Source organism: Vampirovibrionales bacterium (assembly GCA_016712355.1).
Taxonomy (GTDB): domain Bacteria; phylum Cyanobacteriota; class Vampirovibrionia; order Vampirovibrionales; family Vampirovibrionaceae; genus JADJRF01.
The window spans coordinates 1,151,867-1,169,070 of record JADJRF010000005.1; the positions used below are offsets into that span (position 1 = coordinate 1,151,867).

Annotated in this window: 14 protein-coding genes and 1 tRNA gene; 9 read left to right on the forward strand and 6 right to left on the reverse strand. The window is 58.9% G+C overall.

The genetic code is table 11. The features are described from left to right. Positions 1-288: 288 nt before the first annotated feature. Entirely contained in the window at positions 289-1,197 is a 909-nt protein-coding gene (locus IPK79_06640) for a sugar ABC transporter permease (protein MBK8190113.1), read from the forward strand. After that, positions 1,194-2,078 (forward strand): carbohydrate ABC transporter permease, encoded by an 885-nt coding sequence (locus IPK79_06645; GenBank protein ID MBK8190114.1) that lies wholly within the window; start codon positions 1,194-1,196, stop codon positions 2,076-2,078. Before IPK79_06640 ends, IPK79_06645 begins: the two co-directional genes overlap by 4 nt. A gap of 42 nt (positions 2,079-2,120) precedes the next feature. Here IPK79_06645 and IPK79_06650 read toward each other — a convergent pair whose 3' ends face one another. Beyond that, positions 2,121-3,452, reverse strand: coding sequence for a tetratricopeptide repeat protein (locus IPK79_06650; GenBank protein MBK8190115.1), 1,332 nt, complete (start codon positions 3,450-3,452; stop codon positions 2,121-2,123). A 353-nt stretch (positions 3,453-3,805) separates the two neighbouring features. On the opposite strand from IPK79_06650, the gene IPK79_06655 reads away from it, so the two are divergent. Both IPK79_06655 and IPK79_06660 read left to right on the forward strand, forming a co-directional pair. Continuing rightward, the gene (locus IPK79_06655) at positions 3,806-5,362 is read left to right on the forward strand and encodes a hypothetical protein (protein MBK8190116.1); all 1,557 of its coding nucleotides are present in this window, start codon (positions 3,806-3,808) and stop codon (positions 5,360-5,362) included. Positions 5,363-5,483: 121 nt separating this feature from the next. After that, positions 5,484-5,557, forward strand: a tRNA-Arg gene (locus IPK79_06660). Positions 5,558-5,781: 224 nt separating this feature from the next. On the opposite strand, the gene IPK79_06665 is transcribed toward IPK79_06660, so the two are convergent. Further along, positions 5,782-7,905: a ShlB/FhaC/HecB family hemolysin secretion/activation protein gene (locus tag IPK79_06665; GenBank protein MBK8190117.1), complete on the reverse strand. Its 2,124-nt coding sequence runs from the start codon at positions 7,903-7,905 to the stop codon at positions 5,782-5,784. Between the two features lie 430 nt (positions 7,906-8,335). On the opposite strand from IPK79_06665, the gene IPK79_06670 reads away from it, so the two are divergent. Beyond that, on the forward strand, positions 8,336-10,018 hold the full coding sequence (locus tag IPK79_06670) for a putative transporter (GenBank protein ID MBK8190118.1): 1,683 nt from the start codon (positions 8,336-8,338) through the stop codon (positions 10,016-10,018). An 83-nt stretch (positions 10,019-10,101) separates the two neighbouring features. Further along, the gene (locus IPK79_06675) at positions 10,102-11,202 is read left to right on the forward strand and encodes an acyltransferase (protein ID MBK8190119.1); all 1,101 of its coding nucleotides are present in this window, start codon (positions 10,102-10,104) and stop codon (positions 11,200-11,202) included. A 31-nt stretch (positions 11,203-11,233) separates the two neighbouring features. Here IPK79_06675 and IPK79_06680 read toward each other — a convergent pair whose 3' ends face one another. Next, positions 11,234-12,208, reverse strand: coding sequence for a DnaJ domain-containing protein (locus IPK79_06680; GenBank protein MBK8190120.1), 975 nt, complete (start codon positions 12,206-12,208; stop codon positions 11,234-11,236). A gap of 316 nt (positions 12,209-12,524) precedes the next feature. Here IPK79_06680 and IPK79_06685 point away from each other — a divergent pair, with 316 nt between their 5' ends. Next, a complete protein-coding gene (locus IPK79_06685) occupies positions 12,525-13,394 on the forward strand; it encodes a peptidylprolyl isomerase (GenBank protein MBK8190121.1) in 870 nt (289 codons plus the stop codon). Between the two features lie 43 nt (positions 13,395-13,437). Here the strand turns inward: IPK79_06685 and IPK79_06690 are convergent, their stop codons facing one another. The 3 genes from IPK79_06690 to IPK79_06700 form a co-directional block, all read right to left on the reverse strand. Next, positions 13,438-13,836: a response regulator gene (locus IPK79_06690; protein ID MBK8190122.1), complete on the reverse strand. Its 399-nt coding sequence runs from the start codon at positions 13,834-13,836 to the stop codon at positions 13,438-13,440. 20 nt (positions 13,837-13,856) lie between these two features. Then, entirely contained in the window at positions 13,857-14,252 is a 396-nt protein-coding gene (locus tag IPK79_06695; protein ID MBK8190123.1) for an Hpt domain-containing protein, read from the reverse strand. A gap of 124 nt (positions 14,253-14,376) precedes the next feature. Beyond that, positions 14,377-15,588 carry an LptF/LptG family permease gene (locus IPK79_06700; protein MBK8190124.1) on the reverse strand — a complete coding sequence of 404 codons (1,212 nt, stop codon included), beginning with the start codon at positions 15,586-15,588 and terminating at the stop codon, positions 14,377-14,379. An 83-nt stretch (positions 15,589-15,671) separates the two neighbouring features. Between IPK79_06700 and trxA the strand changes: the two genes are divergently transcribed. Further along, positions 15,672-16,001 (forward strand): thioredoxin, encoded by a 330-nt coding sequence (gene trxA, locus IPK79_06705; protein MBK8190125.1) that lies wholly within the window; start codon positions 15,672-15,674, stop codon positions 15,999-16,001. Positions 16,002-16,999: 998 nt separating this feature from the next. Further along, a complete protein-coding gene (locus tag IPK79_06710) occupies positions 17,000-17,200 on the forward strand; it encodes a hypothetical protein (protein ID MBK8190126.1) in 201 nt (66 codons plus the stop codon). Positions 17,201-17,204 lie beyond the last annotated feature (4 nt).

Below are 17,204 nucleotides of genomic sequence, written 5' to 3' on the forward strand. Positions count from 1 at the left end.
TAAAAGAGATTAAAAAATGGGAAAGGACAGGCTCTCCAAATGCCATAAAGGACCAGGACCATGGGGTATAATTTCTATATAAATAAAAACTAAATTATGTAAAAAATTGCCCCCAAAACATCTGAGAATGGGCATTGTAGGCGCTCTGAAAGGCGCTTGGCCTCTCACTTCCGGCGAAAGGCCTGAAATTGCGCGGGAATTCGTCGATTGGTGTAAAATTTTGTTAATTGATGCTCGTCCCGCCTCAGGTCGCGCGGGCGTGGGTCATTGTGTGGGATGCGCGCCCAGATGTCTTCTCGTTCTGCTTCTTCTTCTGCTTCCAGTGCGTCAACGCTGACGCCGCGCGCGCGGCGCTGGTGGACGCCTTATGCGTTTCTGGCGGCGCCGCTGGCCTTGATGGCCCTGTTTTTCGGCTGGCCCTTGCTGGAGACGATTCGCATCAGTCTGCTCGACTATGGCGGCGATCTGCAGCGTCCGGCCTTTGCTGGATTGGCGAATTATCAGGCCTTGGCGCGATCGGGGGCTTTCTGGCAATCGGCGTGGGTGACGCTTGTCTTTACGCTGGGCGTTGTGCCCGCCATGGCGACGCTGCCCATTGCTCTGGCCGTGCTGGCGCATCATCCGCCGCGCGGGATGAGCTGGATTCGCGCCGCGTTATATATTCCGGTAATTTTGTCCATGGTGGTCGTGGGGCTCGCCTGGAAGCGGCTGTATGTCAGCGATGGGCTGATAAATCAAGGACTGCGCGCGTTGGGCTTGCCTGCGGTGGATTGGCTGTCGAATCCCGACGTGGCCCTGTTGGCCGTCATGATGGTCGTGGTGTGGAAAGGGCTGGGATACTACATGATGATGTATCTCGCCCAATTGCAGAGCGCGCCGCAAGAGCTGTACGATGCGGCGGCGATTGATGGGGCAGGACCCTTGCGACGCCACTGGGCGGTGACGTTGCCGCACTTGCGCCCGACGGTCGCGCTGGTGGTGATTGTCAGCGCCATCGGCAGCCTGAAGGCCTTCACCGAGATGTATGTCATGACCCGTGGCGGGCCGCTCGGCGCCACGCGGACGCTGGCCTATTATATTTACGAACGGGCGTTTGAGAATCTGGATCTGGGCGTGGCTGCGGCGGCGGGCTTGGCGCTAATGGCCGCCCTCACGCTGCTGACGCTGGCGCAACTCGCATGGGAAGACCGCTCATGACGGCCAAACGGGTCCGTGGCAAAAAAGCGCTGCTGACGGCGCTCCATACCGTAATCCTGCTGATACTGGCGGCCTTGGCGATAGGGCCGTTTTTATGGCTGCTGAGTACGGCGCTGCGCTCCGGCGATGAAACTATCTTTGGCGCCGTAAGCCTGTTGCCGAAGCGTCCCACGCTGGAGAATTTTGCAGAAGTGTGGCGCCGGGCGGATATGGGCGCGTTTTTAATCAACAGCCTTGTCATCTCCGCGCTGACAGTGGTGATGAATTTGACCCTGAGCGTCTTGTGCGCCTATCCACTGGCGCGCATGCGCTTTGCGGGCCGCTCAATGGTCTTTGCCGCCGTGCTGGCGACGATGATGATCCCGTTTCAAGTGATGATGATCCCGTTGTATCTGCTCACCCTGAAACTGGGCTTGAGCGACAGCGCCCCCTTATGGCCAGGCTTGTCTGATCACCGGCTGCAAACGTGGCTGGGGCTCAGCGCGCCGTTTGCCATCAGCGGCTTTGGCATCTTTTTCGTGCGTCAGGCGCTGGCCAGTCTGCCGCGCGATCTTGAGGAATCCGCCGCTCTCGATGGCTGCAACAGTTGGCAGACGCTGCGCCTGGTGCTGCTGCCCATGATTCGCCCGGCGCTGGCCACTCTGGCCGTGTTCTGTTTCATGGCGAGTTGGGGTGAGTTTCTGTGGCCCAGTATTTTAGTGTCCAAACAGGCGTCGTTTACCCTGCCGGTTGGGCTGGCGTATCTGCAAGGGGCCTTTAGCGCTAACTGGCGTCTGATCGCCGCTGGCGCCGTCCTGTCGATGCTGCCGGTGCTGGGACTTTTCGCGTTGACTCAGCGGGCTTTCGTCTCAGGCGCCAATGCCGGGGCCGTCAAGGGATAAAGAATCATGGCACGGCATCGGAGAAGGCCGTTTCTGAACGCCTCAGGACGCTTGAGATATCGCATCGCCCATCGACAGCGTGATCTGGCGCCGCAAATGATGCGCGCGCTGCCGGTTGGGAAAGCTTTGCAGGCGTAACAGCGCCAGATCGATCAGCTCGACGGCGCGCAGAGCGTCGCCCTGTTCGCCATAGATACTGGCAATCTCCACCAGCGTGTTGGCCCGATCGTCCTCGTCCTGAAACAGCGCCATCGACGACTGAAAATGCCGAATCGCCTGAGACAGGCTGTCTTCGTCGCTCAGCGCGGACTCTTCCTCGCGTGGCGGGTCGCCCATGCGGCTCTGGAGCGCCTTGTTCTTCAGACAATTCGCCAGGCTGTACAGCAGGGCTGCTTTAATGGCATCGTCTGGGTCCAGCGACAGGGCTTTTTCAAAGTCGACAATCGCCTCTTCGTACTGGCCTAGTCGGGCGTAAGCGCTGCCTCGGCCAAAATAGGCGGCAATATTAAAAATCGAGTGCGGCGAATGTTCTAAAAACGCATCGTAATCGGCGATGGCCAATTCCAGTTTCTGGAGCTGATTGTACAGCGCCCCGCGTCCCATCAGCGCGCCCATCAGCCGTGGATTCAGCTTAAGGGCCTGATCGAGATCGGTGAGCGCCCCCACCGGATCGTTGCAAGTGAGGCGCAACACGCCCCGGTTGTTGTACGCGGTGGCCATGGCCGGGTCTAAATCCAGGGCGCGGTTGTAATAGCGCAGGGCAATGGGCTCGTTTTCAAAGCGGGATTGATAAATCCATCCCAGCCGAAAATACGTCTGCGCCAATCCGTCAACCGGCGGCAGATCCGGCGGAATCATCGCCATGGCCTTGGCCAGCGCCTGAATACAATGCGGACGTTCGCCCTGACCGTCGTAAAGATGCCCCAGCGTCAGCGCGGCGATAAATTCCAGATTCTCCAGAAAATAGGCCGTGCCAAACGTATTTTTGCATTCCGGCGCGATCAGTACCGTGCCGCTTTCCTGCCCCGTCATTGACAGGCAGGCGTGGGCGGGCTCGCGCTTTTCCTGTAAATTCAGCACCGAAAAACTGGCGTAATCGCCGGTATCGCTTCCCCAGACCATGAGGCTGGCCTGGGCCTGTCGCCCAAGGCGTTCGGCGTTGGCGTGGTCGTTGGCCAACAGTCGGGTGGAAATCAGCTTGACGTCGATTTCGGGCAGTCCCAGCACGGCTGCCGCGTGTTCGATGCCTGTTTTGAGCGCGGCGGCCAAATGCCGATCGCGAACCGAATCAGACGCAAGAAATTGCGCAATCGCGATGCGATATGCGGGTTGCGAGTTGGAAAACGACTTCCTCAAGAAGTTCAACATGGGCATACCCCTCAGAACCTTAACCTGGCGACGTCTGGCGCAAGCATCGCTCACAAACGCTACAGACAGGCCCGCATACGACGCGGTTTATGAGAACGCCAGCCATGCTGACGGTGTAAAACCGGCGATAAAGCGACTGTCCGAGGCTTTATCCCTATCGGACGCGCGCTTGCAAACTGAAGTCTTTGCTAAGATATTGTTACACAGCGCTTTTCAGACGCGCGGCCAAACGGAAGGCGCGCGAATCTTTTTAAGGCGTTGAACGTCACAACGTCACAAGCGCATGCGATTGCGATTTCACACTCGATGTCGCAACGTCGTGCGCCCCTTGTCGCCTAACCATAAGGATGCCCGTCTTGATGACTCCCGTCGCGTTTACGCGTTTCTCCCGCTTGTTGTCGCTGCGTCCGCGCCGTCTGACGGCAGGCGCGTTGTCTTTGCTGCTGGCCGCCCCGCTGACCTTGGGTCTGGGGGTTGCGCGCGCTGAGAATCCTGAACTTACGGTCTACAACCAGAATTTCGCCCTTGTTAAAGACTATCGCCCGATTGCCCTCAAAGCCGGGCTGAACGACGTGACGATGGACAACGTGGCAGCCCTGATGGATGCCACCAGCGTTCATTTTAAATCGCTGACAGCGCCGCAGGCCGTTCGCGTGCGAGAGCAGAACTTTCGCTATGACCTGATCAGCCGTCAGAACATTCTGGATCGTATGGTAGGCCATAAAATCCGCTTTACGAAAGAAGGCAAAGTCCGCGAAGGCATCTTGCTGAATCCGGCGACCACGGTGTTTCGCAACGGCGGTTATAACGGCGGATCGGTCGGGACAGGCTCCAGCGACGCCTTCGCCATTCAAACCCCGGAAGGCGTGCTGCTGACCGATCTGAACGAGATCCTCATCGATACCCTGCCAGAAGGCCTCTACGCGCGTCCCACGCTGTTGTGGTCGCTGGACAGCGACAAGGGGGGCACGCATCAGTCCGAAGTCTCCTATCTCACCGATGGCATTAACTGGCTGTGCGATTACGTCGCCGTCCTCAGCGACGACGATAACCATCTGGATCTCACGGGCTGGGTGACCCTCGATAACCAGTCCGGGGCGAATTACCAGAATGCGCGCCTTAAACTCGTTGCCGGCGATGTGCGACGCGTCTCGCCGCAAGCCGTCCCCGCCTACGCGGGCGCTGTGCGTCAGATGATGAAAATGGAAGCCGCCGATGCCCAGCCCTTTCAGCAGGAAGCCTTCTTTGAGTACCACCTCTATACGCTGAATGCGCGCACCTCGGTCATGAATCGCGAAACCAAGCAAGTGACGCTGGCGTCTGCCGCCGCGATTCCCATCCGCAAAAAATACATCTACGATCCCGACGCTGCGCGCTATCGCGGCTGGTCTAACAACGGCTGGGCGGATGGCGATTATGGCTCGGTGGGCTACTACGGCCGCCCCGGACGCGGCTGGGACAGCGCCGAATCGAAAAAAATCAATACGCTCATTCAGTTTAAAAACTCGCAGGAGAACCATTTGGGCATGCCGCTGCCCAAAGGCCGCATCCGCGTGAATAAGGCCGACTCTTCCGGCTCGATCCAGTTTGTGGGCGAAGATCGCATCGATCACACCGCCGTTAACGAAGAAATTGAGCTGTACCTGGGCGATGCCTTCGATCTCGTGGGCGAGAAAAAACGCATCACCTTTCACGAGGAGACCCACGCGATTGAAGAGACCTATGAGGTGAAAATCCGTAACCACAAGAAAACGTCGGCGACGATCCATGTTGTCGATCACCTCTTTGGCGATTGGACGATCCGCGCCAACAGCGCGCCTTTCACCAAAACTGACGCGCATACGGTTGATTTCGCCCTGCCCGTGCCGCCCGACGGTGAGCGCGTTCTCACCTACACCGTCCGGGTGCGTCGCTAGGCGTATTTATCAGCCGCTTCGGCCCTGTAAAAACCCTCAAATCGTTTCTGCGCGCGTCCTTGCCTCTTTGCAAGGGCGCGCGCTGGATCTTTGGGCGGGCGTACAGTAAATTTACCCGTAAGGCCCTGTAGTTCAGGTGGATAGAACGTCTCACTCCTAAGGAGAATGTCGGGGGTTCGAGTCCCTCCAGGGCCGCATTTCAGCCTCGCGCAGAGTGGACAGATCCAATATGCCTGCCCCTTGTCCACCACCCTCAGAACGCCTGTGTGACGGGGCGTTCTAACGGCAACGCTCCTGAGCGCTTGAATCATCGCGTCAGGAGCGTTGGAACCGAGGGGAACACTGGCGAGAGAGACCCCATCCTGAGGAACCGCGAACGGTTCGTTGGGACGGCGTGGGCCTTCTCCCGGAAGCAATCCCTACTTATGGACGGGGGTCAGGCGCGGCAGCAGGCGCGTCGAGGACGACACATCCTGCGAATCGCTGTCGTCGCCTTCGTGCGAAGCGTCTCCGTAAGAGCGATCGTCAGACGAGCCGTCAAAGGACGAGCCGCCGTCGTCTTCATCGTCGCCCTGATCAGCGCTGGCCAGAACCGGTCCGCTGGACGATGGTTCAAGAAGCGCTTGCTGCTTCTTGTCGGCGTCTTTGTCTTTTTTGTCCTTGCGGGTTTTTTCCCGATCTTTTTTAGCTTCCTTGGACTCCGATTTGGCGTCCGCTTTCGCTGCAGAGTTGTCATCAAAGCGCACCACATCGGGCAGCAGCTCAGAACGGATGCCGAAATGCACGCGCAGCGTCGGATCGGCGGTTTCCAGCGCCGAGAGATGCTGACGATCGACCATGCCAAAGCCTAAGTCCACAAAGCCCTGGGCGTAACGGCTGATACGGGCGCGCAGGCCCACCCCGCCGCCGACCAGCAGGGTGCGTCCGGGTTGATGCGACAGCGCCGGGACGTAGGCCAGATTGCTTTCATCCAGCCAGGCTTGGCCGAGGTCGAAAAACAGGGCGCCCTGAATGCGGTCTGCCAGAAACGGCGAGACGCGACGCAGCAGGGGAATCGGGAAACGATCCTCCAGCGTGAAGCTCCAGCCGCGATCGCCGGTAATCAAGCCTTCGGTGTAGCCGCGAACGCTGGCGTTGCCGCCAATCTGGAATTGCTCGGCCGAGGGCAGCGCATCCGGCGAAAATTGAGCGTTGGCGCGCATAATTAGCAGGTTATTGAGCGGTAGACGCGTCAGACGCGTAAACATCACTTCATACTTGGAGAACTTGCGGTTATACTTGCCGCCCCAATCCGGCGCGAAGGTGAATTGTCCGCGCATAAACGTCCGTCCCAGCCGGTCCACCTTGTCCACATTCATCCCGAACTGGGCCGAGTAGATGCCGTCGTGATTGGTACGGTCGTTATTGAAGAACGAGTAGATGTTCTTGAAGTTAAACCCGGCGTCCACCACCACGTTGCGATTGGCGTTCAGTGGCTGGCTGAAGATTACGCTGTGGCTTTGCGAAGTTCCTTCGATTTCCGGCGGATCGCCGATGGGCAGCAAGACATTGACTTTGCTGTAGGCGAAGTTATACGACACTTCGGTGCCAAAGCGCGATAAGGGCAGCGTATAGCCCGCCATCACCACATTGGTGCCGTCGCCGCGCGCGCCAATCCATTTAGCGAAAAGCTTGTCGCCGATGCCGAGCAGGTTCTGATTGGTCAGCTCGACGCCGTAGCGGTAGAAGCCGATGTACGGACGGCCCTGGTTATCGGTGGTCAGCGCGATTTGCCACGGTTGACGCTCGGCGACGTCCAGGCGCAGATCGGTTTGGCCTGCCTGTTCGCCGGGCGACAGCACGGCCTTCAGGCGGAAGTTTTCCTGCTGGTTGATGCGATTGAGGGATTTCTCCAGATCGCGGATGTTCAGCACGTCGCCGGGCTCTTGCGGCAGATTGCGCTCAATGGCCCACGTGCGATAGAAGCGATTGCCCGCGATTTTAATGGCGCCAATCTTGCCTTCCTGCACTTGAATCAGCACCTTGCCGCCCACGATGTCTTGCGGCGGAATATAGGCCTGGCTGGTGAGATAGCCTTTGGAGCGATACAACTGGTTGAGATCTTCGACCAGTTTGTTGAGATCCTCCAGCGTCAGGTCTTTGCCCTTGTATTCGGCGGTCATGGCATCGATTTCGGCCGCTTTGAAAATGCTGACCCCTTCAACGGTAATCTCATTCACATGAAAGACCGGGCTTTTGCCGACTTTGGCGCTGGCTGGCTCCGGTACGTCGAGTTTCACCTGTTCAACGTCGGTTTTTTGATCGAGGCTATTCTTCCTGTCTTTGCGTTGCGCCTCGGGCAGGGTCAGATCGTCGGGATCCGACTGCAGGCCAGGGTTGGCGGGCAGGCCCGGATTGGGAACGCCTGTGGGCAAGTTGCGAAAGGCCGGGTCCGGCTGAATATCCGCGTAAGCGACGTTGCCTGAGGCAAATACGGCGATGACGCCGGCGACGCACAGGGACAAGGCCAGAGAAAAAGGCGATGTGGTTGCAATTGTTCGCATAGCGCTCTCCAAATAACCCGGAAAGACAGACTTACGTACTGGATGCGCGTCCAGAGAAAGCTGTCATTCTCCTAAACACCGACTCAAGAATGCTGTCTTGGACATAACGGCCGCCGAAGCGGACTTTGTTTATAGGCTAGCACGAAACCTTAAAGGCCCGCTACGCTCGCCTTCAAAATCCTTCAGATAAGGGGGATGCGCGGACGCCGGGGCGCGATAAAAAACCGGGCGCGATAGCGGCTCGATCCGCCCTTATGGTACATTGAACGCGAAGCTCTTGAGGATGCTGCAAGGGCGCATTTCGTCACGCCCCCAAGCGGGCTCTACGGTATTCACAGGATCAATTATTAAAACGTCGCATGAAAGTTAGATCGCCCATCACCCGAAAATACAGCTTGTAAAACCAGATTTATAGAAGGATGGATGCTCCATGGACTGGCTGGTCGCCCTGATTGATAGCAATAACGTTACGGTCGCGCACTCGGTGCTCGTGCTTTGTCTGGTCACCGCCCTGGGACTGGCGTTGGGGAGCATTCGTATTGGCGGCGTCGGTCTGGGCACGGCGGGCGTTTTGTTTTCGGGCCTGCTGTTTGGCCATCTGGGCATTGGGCTTCCAAAAGAAGTGCTGGAATTCGTGCGCGAATTCGGCCTGATCCTCTTTGTCTACACCATCGGGATGCAGGTCGGCCCCGGGTTTCTCGAAGCTTTTAAAAAGCATGGTCTGCTGCTCAACTCGCTGGCGGCTGCGGTCGTTTTGCTGGGCGTCGGCATCACGCTTTTAATCAGCCTCTATGGCGGCGTGCCGCTGCCGGCGGCCGTGGGGCTGTTTTCCGGCGCGACAACCAACACGCCGAGTCTGGCGGCGGCGCAACAGGCCTTGACCGAGGCCTCGACCGCCCTGACTCCCCTTCAGCTTAAAATGCCCGGGATGGCCTATGCCGTGGCCTATCCGTTTGGCATTATGGGCATTATCCTGACGATGCTGCTCATACGCTTCATGTTTCGCATCAATCCTCTGCGAGACGCCCAGCGCTTTATCCGCGAACAGCGTAAATCCGCTAAAACCCTGCAAAACCTCAACGTTGAAGTCACCAATTCCAATGTCGCCGGGTTGACGATCGCCGAACTGCCTTTCATCACCGACTTGAATCTGGTGATTTCGCGTATTTTGCACGGCGCGCACGTCGAACTCGTGACCGACGACACCCGCCTGGAACTGGGCGACGTGCTGCATGCGGTCGGCGCCCAGGAGGATCTCAAAAAATTCGTGATTCTGGTTGGTCAGGAGACCGAAACGGATCTCAAAACGCTGCCGACGGAGCTCATTGCGCGCCCCATCGTGGTGACCCGTCGCGCCGCCGCCGCCCAAACCATTGGCGAATTAAACCTCCTGCAACGCCATAACGTGCAGGTCACGCGCGTGACCCGCGGCGATGTTCAATTGACGCCGCGCCCGGATCTGCATGTGCAGTTCGGCGATATTCTGCTGGTGGTGGGAGAGCCTCATGCCTTGGATATCTGCGCCAAGGAACTGGGCAATTCGCTGCGCGAACTGAACTTCCCGCAAGTCGTGCCGATTTTCGTCGGTATTGCGCTGGGCGTGGTGTTGGGCAGTTATCCCATGTTTCTGCCCAGTATTCCGGCTCCGGTCAAGCTCGGGATGGCGGGCGGCCCGCTGATTGTCGCCCTGCTCCTCAGCAAAATCGGCAATGTTGGCCGCCTCAACTGGTACTTGCACCCCAGCTCGAATTTTATTCTGCGTGAATTGGGCATTATTCTCTTTTTGGCTTGCGTCGGCATTCACGGCGGCGATCGCTTCGTCTCAACGCTGACGCACGGCGACGGGCTGTACTGGATGGCCATGGCGTCGATTATCACGCTGGCGCCCCTGCTGATTGTCGGCTTGATTGGCCGCGGCTTCTTCAAGCTGAATTACACCATCCTGTGCGGATTACTGGCCGGCAGTATGACCGATCCCCCTGCTCTTGCCTTTGCGACCGCCGCCGTCCGCTCAGATGCTCCCAATGTCTCCTACTCGACGGTGTATCCGTTGGTGATGATTCTGCGGATTATTGCCGCGCAAGTCATGGTGCTGGTGTTCCTCAACGGCTAGGCCCCGGTTTTCGCGCGCACGCGAACGCGCATCAAGAGTAGAATAGACAGTCCAACGCGCAGCAACCAGAGAGGCACGCGCCCATGTCTAAAATCCATACGTTGACGGGGATTCGCGGCTTTGCCGCTCTCTGGGTGGTTTTATACCACCTGATGCGTCCGCTCTGGGCCGGCGACGCCGTGCCGGTCTTTTTCGCGCATGGCTATCTGGGCGTCGATTTGTTCTTTTTATTAAGCGGCTTTGTCATTGCGCTGGTTCACGAGCGGGATTTCACATCGTTTCAGTGGGGCGCGACGCTTCGCTTTCTGTGGCTGCGCATGGCCCGTATTCTGCCCGCTCATTACGTGATGCTGGCCGTCTATGTTGCGCTGTATGCCGTCAAAGGCGCCTTGAGACAGTCGTCTTACAATGGCGCGACCTGTGATGCGACAGCGGTCCTGTATAACGCGCTGAACATCCATGCGTGGGGCGTGCTGAGCCGCACCAGTTGCAACTTCCCCTCGTGGTCGATTAGCGCGGAATGGTTTGCGTATCTGTTATTTCCGCTGTTTGCGCTGGCGTTTGTGCGCGTACGCGGACGCGTGGCCGCCGGCGTATTGATGATGGCGATTTTCGCGCTGTTAATTGCTCTTGCTGTCTGGACGCAAGCCGATCCGACGCGCTGGGAAGTCGGCTGGGGACTGGCGCGCGTCTCAGGCGAGTTTTTGATCGGCTGCTGCATTTACCGGCTTTTCGACATAGAGCGGCGTTCGCCCTCGCGTATGCCCTGGAACTGGGCGTGCGGCGCGGCCTTCATCGCGCTGATTGCCTTGGCCGGACGCGTTCACGGCTTGGCCCTGCTGCCGGTCATGGCCCTGTTTCTGCTCTCGCTTTCGCGTTGCGGCGGCGTGATGCGCGCCCTCTTTGACAACGCCGTGATGCGTTATCTGGGCGAAACCTCTTACTCGCTGTATATGACGCATTCACTACTGATTCTGGCGGCGTATTGGCTGGCGGCCAAGTCGGCTCAATGGCCTGCGGTCGTCTCCTACCGATACGCCATTCTGGCGGGCTTTGTCGCCCTCAGTCTGATGGGCGCCCATGCGCTCTATGCGCTGGTCGAGCGTCCCAGCCGCGAATGGCTGCGCGCGCAGTGGGATCAAGGCTTCCCCGCGCTTCGCGGGCGGCGGCTGGCAGCGCAGTAAATCATCATGTCGCGGATTAAAAGAAGTCGCCTCAGGCTTTTTGCAGACGTTGAAGCGCTTCATAATGCCCGCGCGCTTCTTCGCTGAGCGTTTGCGGCGACGGAATCGCCGCCTTCAGCCTCACTCTTAAGTCGCCGACGCCGGTTTTGGCGGGAAGGCCCTGACCTTTCAATCGCAGCAACTGCCCCGGTTGCGCGCCCGGCGGTACGGTCAGCGTCACGCGATCGCCGTTGAGCAAGGCGACCTCGATTTCGCCGCCCAACACCAGATCCGGCGCGGAAACCGCCGCTTCCAGCGTCAAATGGGCCCCTTCGACGCTAAAGCGCGCGTGAGGGCGATACGCGACTTTCAGAAAGGCGTCCGATCGCTGAGGGCCTTCGCCTGCCAGACGAATGCGGGCGCCGGATGCGACGCCTCTGGGAATTGCGACGGTGACGGTTTTGCCGGAATGCGCCAAGCGCACCTTCTTGTCGACGCCGCGCGCGACTTCTTCCAGCGTGAGCTCCAGCGGTTGCGGCTCAAGGGAGGGCGGCTGGGCGGCGGTATGCGCCCTTGCCTGTGAACGGGCGCCGCGCGCGGCGTGATCTTGCGCCTGGGCTGAATGAAACCCGCCGCCGCCCATGCCGCCCATTTGTCCGAATAACAAGTCAAAGAAGTCCGAAAACCCGCTGCCGCCGCCCCCGCCGCCAAAGAACGAACCCAGATCTTCCATATTGACGCGTTGTTGTGCGCCGCGGCTGCCGCCGAATCCCGAAAATCCGGGCGGCGGATCGAAGCGGGCCCCGTGACGCCAGTCGGCGCCCAGATTGTCATAGAGTTTCCGCTTGCCGGCGTCGCCCAGCGCCTCGTAGGCCTCGTTAATGTCCTTGAATTTCTCTTCGGCGTCCGGATTCACGTCCGGGTGATACTGTCGCGCGAGCTTGCGGTAGGCCGACTTGATTTCCTTTTCGCTTGCCGTGCGCGGCACGCCCAAAATTTTGTAGTAATCCTTGTACTGGACGCCCATTCAATGGCCTCCCGGCTGGACAAAACGCGGTGACATCTTGCTGTGATTATAGCGCGGCCCGGCATCGGCTTGCCCCGTCCAAAGCCTTTCCGGTAGAATGAGCGTCCATTGGCAGGCGCGTCCGCCGGACTCGCTCAGACGACAGGCGCGTCGCCTATCCACGCCGCACATCCACGCTTGATAACCCGAGGAGGTTGGGATTCCTTTTATGACTTCAGGCTTTGGTCGCTTCCCCCGGCGCGTGTCATCCGCCGTTTCTCCCCGCCCGATGGCGATGCGTTGCGTCACGTTGCTTGCGCTGGCGCTGATCGGCGCGATGGCCCCGGTCCGCGCCGACTCTACCAGTGATACGCATTGGTATAACCCCTTGTCGTGGTGGAATAGCCCTTCTTCCACTCAGGTCGTCAAGCCCTCGCCCGAAGAAATCCGCGCGCAGAAGCGTCAGGCCCGCGCTCAGCGCGCCGCTCAGAAACGGGCCGAAGCCGAGCAGCGCAAAAAAGCGCGCAACGCCCAAAAAGCCCAGCAGCTGGCCGATCGCGAACGCGAAAAAATCGCCCGCTCGCCCATCGCCCACGACGGCGCCGTGATTGAAACCCAGCGCGGCGATATCGCCATCGCCCTCTACGAAGACGCCGCCCCAAAAACGGTGGCCAACTTCAAGGCCCTGGCCGAAAGCGGCTTCTATAACCATAATATGGTGTTTCACCGCGTCGTGCCCGGCTTTGTCGCGCAAACCGGCGACCCGACCGGCACCGGCTACGGCGGTTCTGATAAACGTATTGCGCTGGAGGTCAACAACAAGCTTTCTCACGACGCCAAGGGCGTTGTCGCGATGGCGCGCGGCGCAGCGCCGGATTCCGCCACCAGTCAGTTCTATATTACGCTGGCCCCGCAGCCCAGCCTCGACGGTAAATACGCCATTTTTGGCCGTGTGATCTCCGGGCTGGATGCGCTGGATAAAATCCAGAAAGGCGATCGCCTCTACGGCGTGCGCCTGATTACGCTTTCCAGCGGCTCCGCCAGCCGTCTGACGCCGCCGGTCGATGCGCGCGCAACCTCTGACGCGGCGGCCACGGCTTACGCGCGCTCAGCATCTGCTAAAAATAAGAAAACCGTCTGGTATTTACGCCCGTGGAAAAGCGTTCAGCACGGCACCACGCGGGCCATGAACTGGCTATTTGAATAACGCGCGCGCTTTTTTGAAGGTTTTGCCGCCGGGCGACGTCCCCTCAGGCGCTCTGCTTCACGCTGTCGTTCAGGGCTTGCAGCAGGCGTTCGCGGCTGGCCGGTTTGTGAATGACGCTTAAAAAGCCCGCCTTCTCGGCCTGTCGCAGGCGATGCGTGTCACATGAGGCGGTCAGCAGAATAAACGGCAGGGGCTCCAGACCTTGCGCCCATCTCAGAATCATGGCGCGTCGCAAGAGGTCCACGCCATCCATTTGCGGCATCATCAAATCGCATAATACGGCCGTGATGCCCGGCTCGCGCATCAGCAAGCGCAAGGCTTCGGTCCCCGATACGCAACAGGCGACGTCATAGCCCGCCGTCAGCAGGCATTTTTTCAGCGCGGCCTGACAAAACGGCACATCGTCCACAATCAGCACGCGGCGCACACGGTCGAGAGCCATAGGGGAGAGGTCTCCTGCGCTTAATAAACAGGTTTTAGCCACGCGTTGGCCATCCCGCACACGGCGGCAAAGCTCGACTCCACTTCCGAGAGTCCGGCTTCCAGAGCGCTGGCGGCGTCTTCCATTGCGCCGAGGCCGCCTTGCGCCTGACTGCGCGCCAGCATTTCCAACGCCAGGCATCGCGCGCGCATCCGTTCGGCGCCGATGTTGGCGCAGGCCCCTTTCAGCCCGTGGATTTTTATCTCAAAGTGCCGCCGCTCTTCGGCGCTATCGCCCAACACGCGCAACTCGGCCAGAATAAGGCGCGCGTCCTCTAAAAACATCGTCAATAACGCGCGCGCGGCGTCCAAATCGCCGTCCAGCTGCAACAGCAGCGAGCGGAGATCCAGAGTGGGGTTTTCGCTTAAAACGGTCATGCCGCGTCTCCCAACGTTGCCCCGGCCCTGTGGGACGTATGGAAGCTATCGGCGCATGCGCGTAAAACTTCAGGCGCCAGAATCGTCCGCGTTTCTGATGCAAAGGCGCCATATTCTCCTCACGTCAGAGGACGCGCGATTTTCTCGCCAGCAGCGCAAGGCCGAGCCCGGCAATGATGGCAATCGGCAGCCAGCAGGCCAGCAACATGGCCATCGACGGCGACAACAGCCCGCCCAGCGTCAGCTTGTCCAGTAATCCCAGATTAATAAACAGCGCGCGCAGGACATACAGCAGAAACAGCGCGCCCAGCGAGAAGAGGAATCCTCGGTTCCCCAGCCGTCGCGGAGAGGTCAACGCCAGCGGTACGGCGCAAATCACCAAGGCCAGGCAACTGAGCGGCAGCGTGATTTTTTCCCACAGATTGACATAGGTTTTGTTGCTGACGCGCCGCCCGGCTTCTTCGCGCCGTTGTACGCGCTGAAACAGGCTCGCGAAATTATGCAGATTGGAATCCGCGTTCATCGGATCCGCAATGCGCGCCTGCTCAGACGCCGGCGTCTTGGCGGCGCTGGCCCCTTCGCCGCGCAGCAGATTGCGCACCCGCAGGACGCCTTGATGATTAAAGGCCAGCACGTCGCGATTTTTAAAGACCGTGTAAGTATTGGCGCTGTTAAACACCCAGTTGTCAGGCGGATCAATCTGTCCTGATTTTGCTTGCGTCACTTGCAGCACCCCGCGTTGCGACAAGTCGATGATCGTACTGGCCTGAAGCGCGCGATCCTGATAGCGGCTGATAAATACCAGTTTTTGCAGATGATGCTGATCGTCGTAAAGCGGAAACGTCAGGCTGCTTTTACCGGAAGGCAGCGTGGCCTGGCTGATGACGGCGCTCTTGAGTTGCAGCGAGAGCCGATTGGCCGTCGGCGCGACGAAATCTCCCAGCCAGTAGGCAAGCGCCGAGGCCAGCAAGCCAATCACCAGCGCCGGAAGCAGCAGCCGGCGCAGGCTGATGCCGTTCATCCGCATGGCGATCAGCTCAAACTGATTATTAAGCGCGTTATAGGTCATCATGACCGCCATAAACGCGCTGGCCGGCAAAATAAACCCGACGCTATTGGGCAGATTCAGTCCTAAAAGGGCGAACGCCGTCGTCCACGGTACGTTAAACTTGCCCATCTGCCCCAGAAAATCCATCACCTGATCCGAGAAAAAGACAATCAGCGTGAAGACCACCAGCGCCAGAATAAAATAATCCACCGCCTGCCCCAGAATATACCGATCCAGCGTGGTCGCGGGCAGCGCGCGCGCAAGGCGGGAAGAAAGCGGAGAGGACACAGTGCGGCGACCTTTCAGAAACATCGACGCCTTTATGATAAGATAAAGCGCGCATAAAGCCATAGAGTGGAAGGAGACAGCCTATGTCGCAGGTTCTGGAAGTAACCGACGCTACGTTTGAGTCGGAAGTGAAGTCATCTGAACTGCCCGTGTTGGTAGATTTCTGGGCTCCCTGGTGCGGCCCGTGCCGTTCCCTGGCCCCGGTTATCGACGAGCTCGCGGCGGAATTCCAGGGCAAGGCCAAAATTTGCAAAGTCAATACCGACGAAAACGCTGCTATCGCTCAGCAATACCGCATTAGCGGCATCCCCAGCCTGCTGTTTTTCCAGAAGGGGCTGGCAGTAGAGCAACACGTCGGCGTCCAGAAAAAATCCGACCTGGTTGAAATCCTTAATCGGCTGATCGCCCAGTAGCGTCCCGATTTAAACGCCATTGCGCCTTTCTCGCCTTCCGCCTGCGCAGGAGGCGAGATTGCGTTTTGGCTGAAAAACGCCCTGGCCTTGAAAATATGAGGATCTTCCTTGACGCCGACGCAAAAAAAGGCCATACTGGTATCAGTGAGGACACTGATTGTCCATGGCCTTGTGAGGGCCTGTATTTCATCACCTGTATTCCATTCAAAGGAAAAGGCCATCCGGCGCCTGTCAAAATCCGGCTCCGGGGTCTGGCTCAAACAATCTGGCGTTAAGCAAAAGCCCCCAGCTATAAGGTCGGCATTTTCGCGTTTCCCTTGTCATGCGGCGTTCGCGTGAGCGGCGCGTTTCGTAAGGAGATTCCCCGTATAACCACTGGCTTGCGTGTTGATAGCGCGTGACCCCTGTCGGATTTTGCAGCGCGCGTCAACCGTTTGACTCTATCTCCTGTTCTGTTTTGGCTCTTCTGCCTCCGGCCACTGGCCCGGACGCCTTCCCCGGACCCTGAATCACGTATAACCAGAGGAGGATCCTGCTCCATGATTCAATCCAACGCCAAATACAACAGCGCCAAAGCCTCGCGTCGCGGACGCCCCTCGCATCTCGTTGAAAGCGAGATGGAAGAGTTTGACCTCCCCAATTCTCCTGACGCCGATTAAACAATCAGATTAAAAAAAGGAACGCTTTTCACAGGCTTCCCCCTCGCGCTCGCGCGCCGCTTTACCGCGGACGCCCCAGCCGTCAGCTACTGAGAGATCCGGGCCGGATTCCCGGGCCCGGATCTCCAGGGGGATTCCTGCCTCGCTTCGTTCCTGTTTGGCGTCATTTCGCTCAATCGCCTGATTTCTAGTAAATCGTTTTTTCTGACGCTGACACCCATCATCGATCCACTGAACGAGAGCCCGTTCGACGCTGACACAGGCTCGCCGTTTCTCACGGACACTCCCACACACAACCCGATTAAGACCCAAGACCCACGCAAAGGAGATCCATGCGCGATGACTAGCCATAGACCCGAATTAAACGCTTGTGACGACGCCCTGTCGCCCGATCAGGATATCGCGCGCTTTCTGCTCAATATCCGCACCGCTCCCAAACGCGCGGCTACGTTTAAAGTCGAAACCCTCGCCGATAAATGGCGCATGGCCCTGGAACTGTGGGAGGAATACATCCTTAAAACCTCCCCATCAGCAGGCTAGCGGC

What these genes read in the sequence shown, in the direction of transcription:
- IPK79_06645 (MBK8190114.1), top strand. Translation starts at nt 1,194, where the DNA reads ATGACGGCCAAACGGGTCCGTGGCAAAAAAGCGCTGCTGACGGCGCTC.
- IPK79_06670 (MBK8190118.1), top strand. Translation starts at nt 8,336, where the DNA reads ATGGACTGGCTGGTCGCCCTGATTGATAGCAATAACGTTACGGTCGCG.
- IPK79_06665 (MBK8190117.1), bottom strand. Translation starts at nt 7,905, where the DNA reads ATGCGAACAATTGCAACCACATCGCCTTTTTCTCTGGCCTTGTCCCTG.
- IPK79_06685 (MBK8190121.1), top strand. Translation starts at nt 12,525, where the DNA reads ATGGCCCCGGTCCGCGCCGACTCTACCAGTGATACGCATTGGTATAAC.
- IPK79_06650 (MBK8190115.1), bottom strand. Translation starts at nt 3,452, where the DNA reads ATGCCCATGTTGAACTTCTTGAGGAAGTCGTTTTCCAACTCGCAACCC.
- IPK79_06680 (MBK8190120.1), bottom strand. Translation starts at nt 12,208, where the DNA reads ATGGGCGTCCAGTACAAGGATTACTACAAAATTTTGGGCGTGCCGCGC.
- IPK79_06695 (MBK8190123.1), bottom strand. Translation starts at nt 14,252, where the DNA reads ATGACCGTTTTAAGCGAAAACCCCACTCTGGATCTCCGCTCGCTGCTG.
- trxA (MBK8190125.1), top strand. Translation starts at nt 15,672, where the DNA reads ATGTCGCAGGTTCTGGAAGTAACCGACGCTACGTTTGAGTCGGAAGTG.
- IPK79_06655 (MBK8190116.1), top strand. Translation starts at nt 3,806, where the DNA reads ATGACTCCCGTCGCGTTTACGCGTTTCTCCCGCTTGTTGTCGCTGCGT.
- IPK79_06640 (MBK8190113.1), top strand. Translation starts at nt 289, where the DNA reads ATGTCTTCTCGTTCTGCTTCTTCTTCTGCTTCCAGTGCGTCAACGCTG.
- IPK79_06710 (MBK8190126.1), top strand. Translation starts at nt 17,000, where the DNA reads ATGACTAGCCATAGACCCGAATTAAACGCTTGTGACGACGCCCTGTCG.
- IPK79_06690 (MBK8190122.1), bottom strand. Translation starts at nt 13,836, where the DNA reads ATGGCTCTCGACCGTGTGCGCCGCGTGCTGATTGTGGACGATGTGCCG.
- IPK79_06675 (MBK8190119.1), top strand. Translation starts at nt 10,102, where the DNA reads ATGTCTAAAATCCATACGTTGACGGGGATTCGCGGCTTTGCCGCTCTC.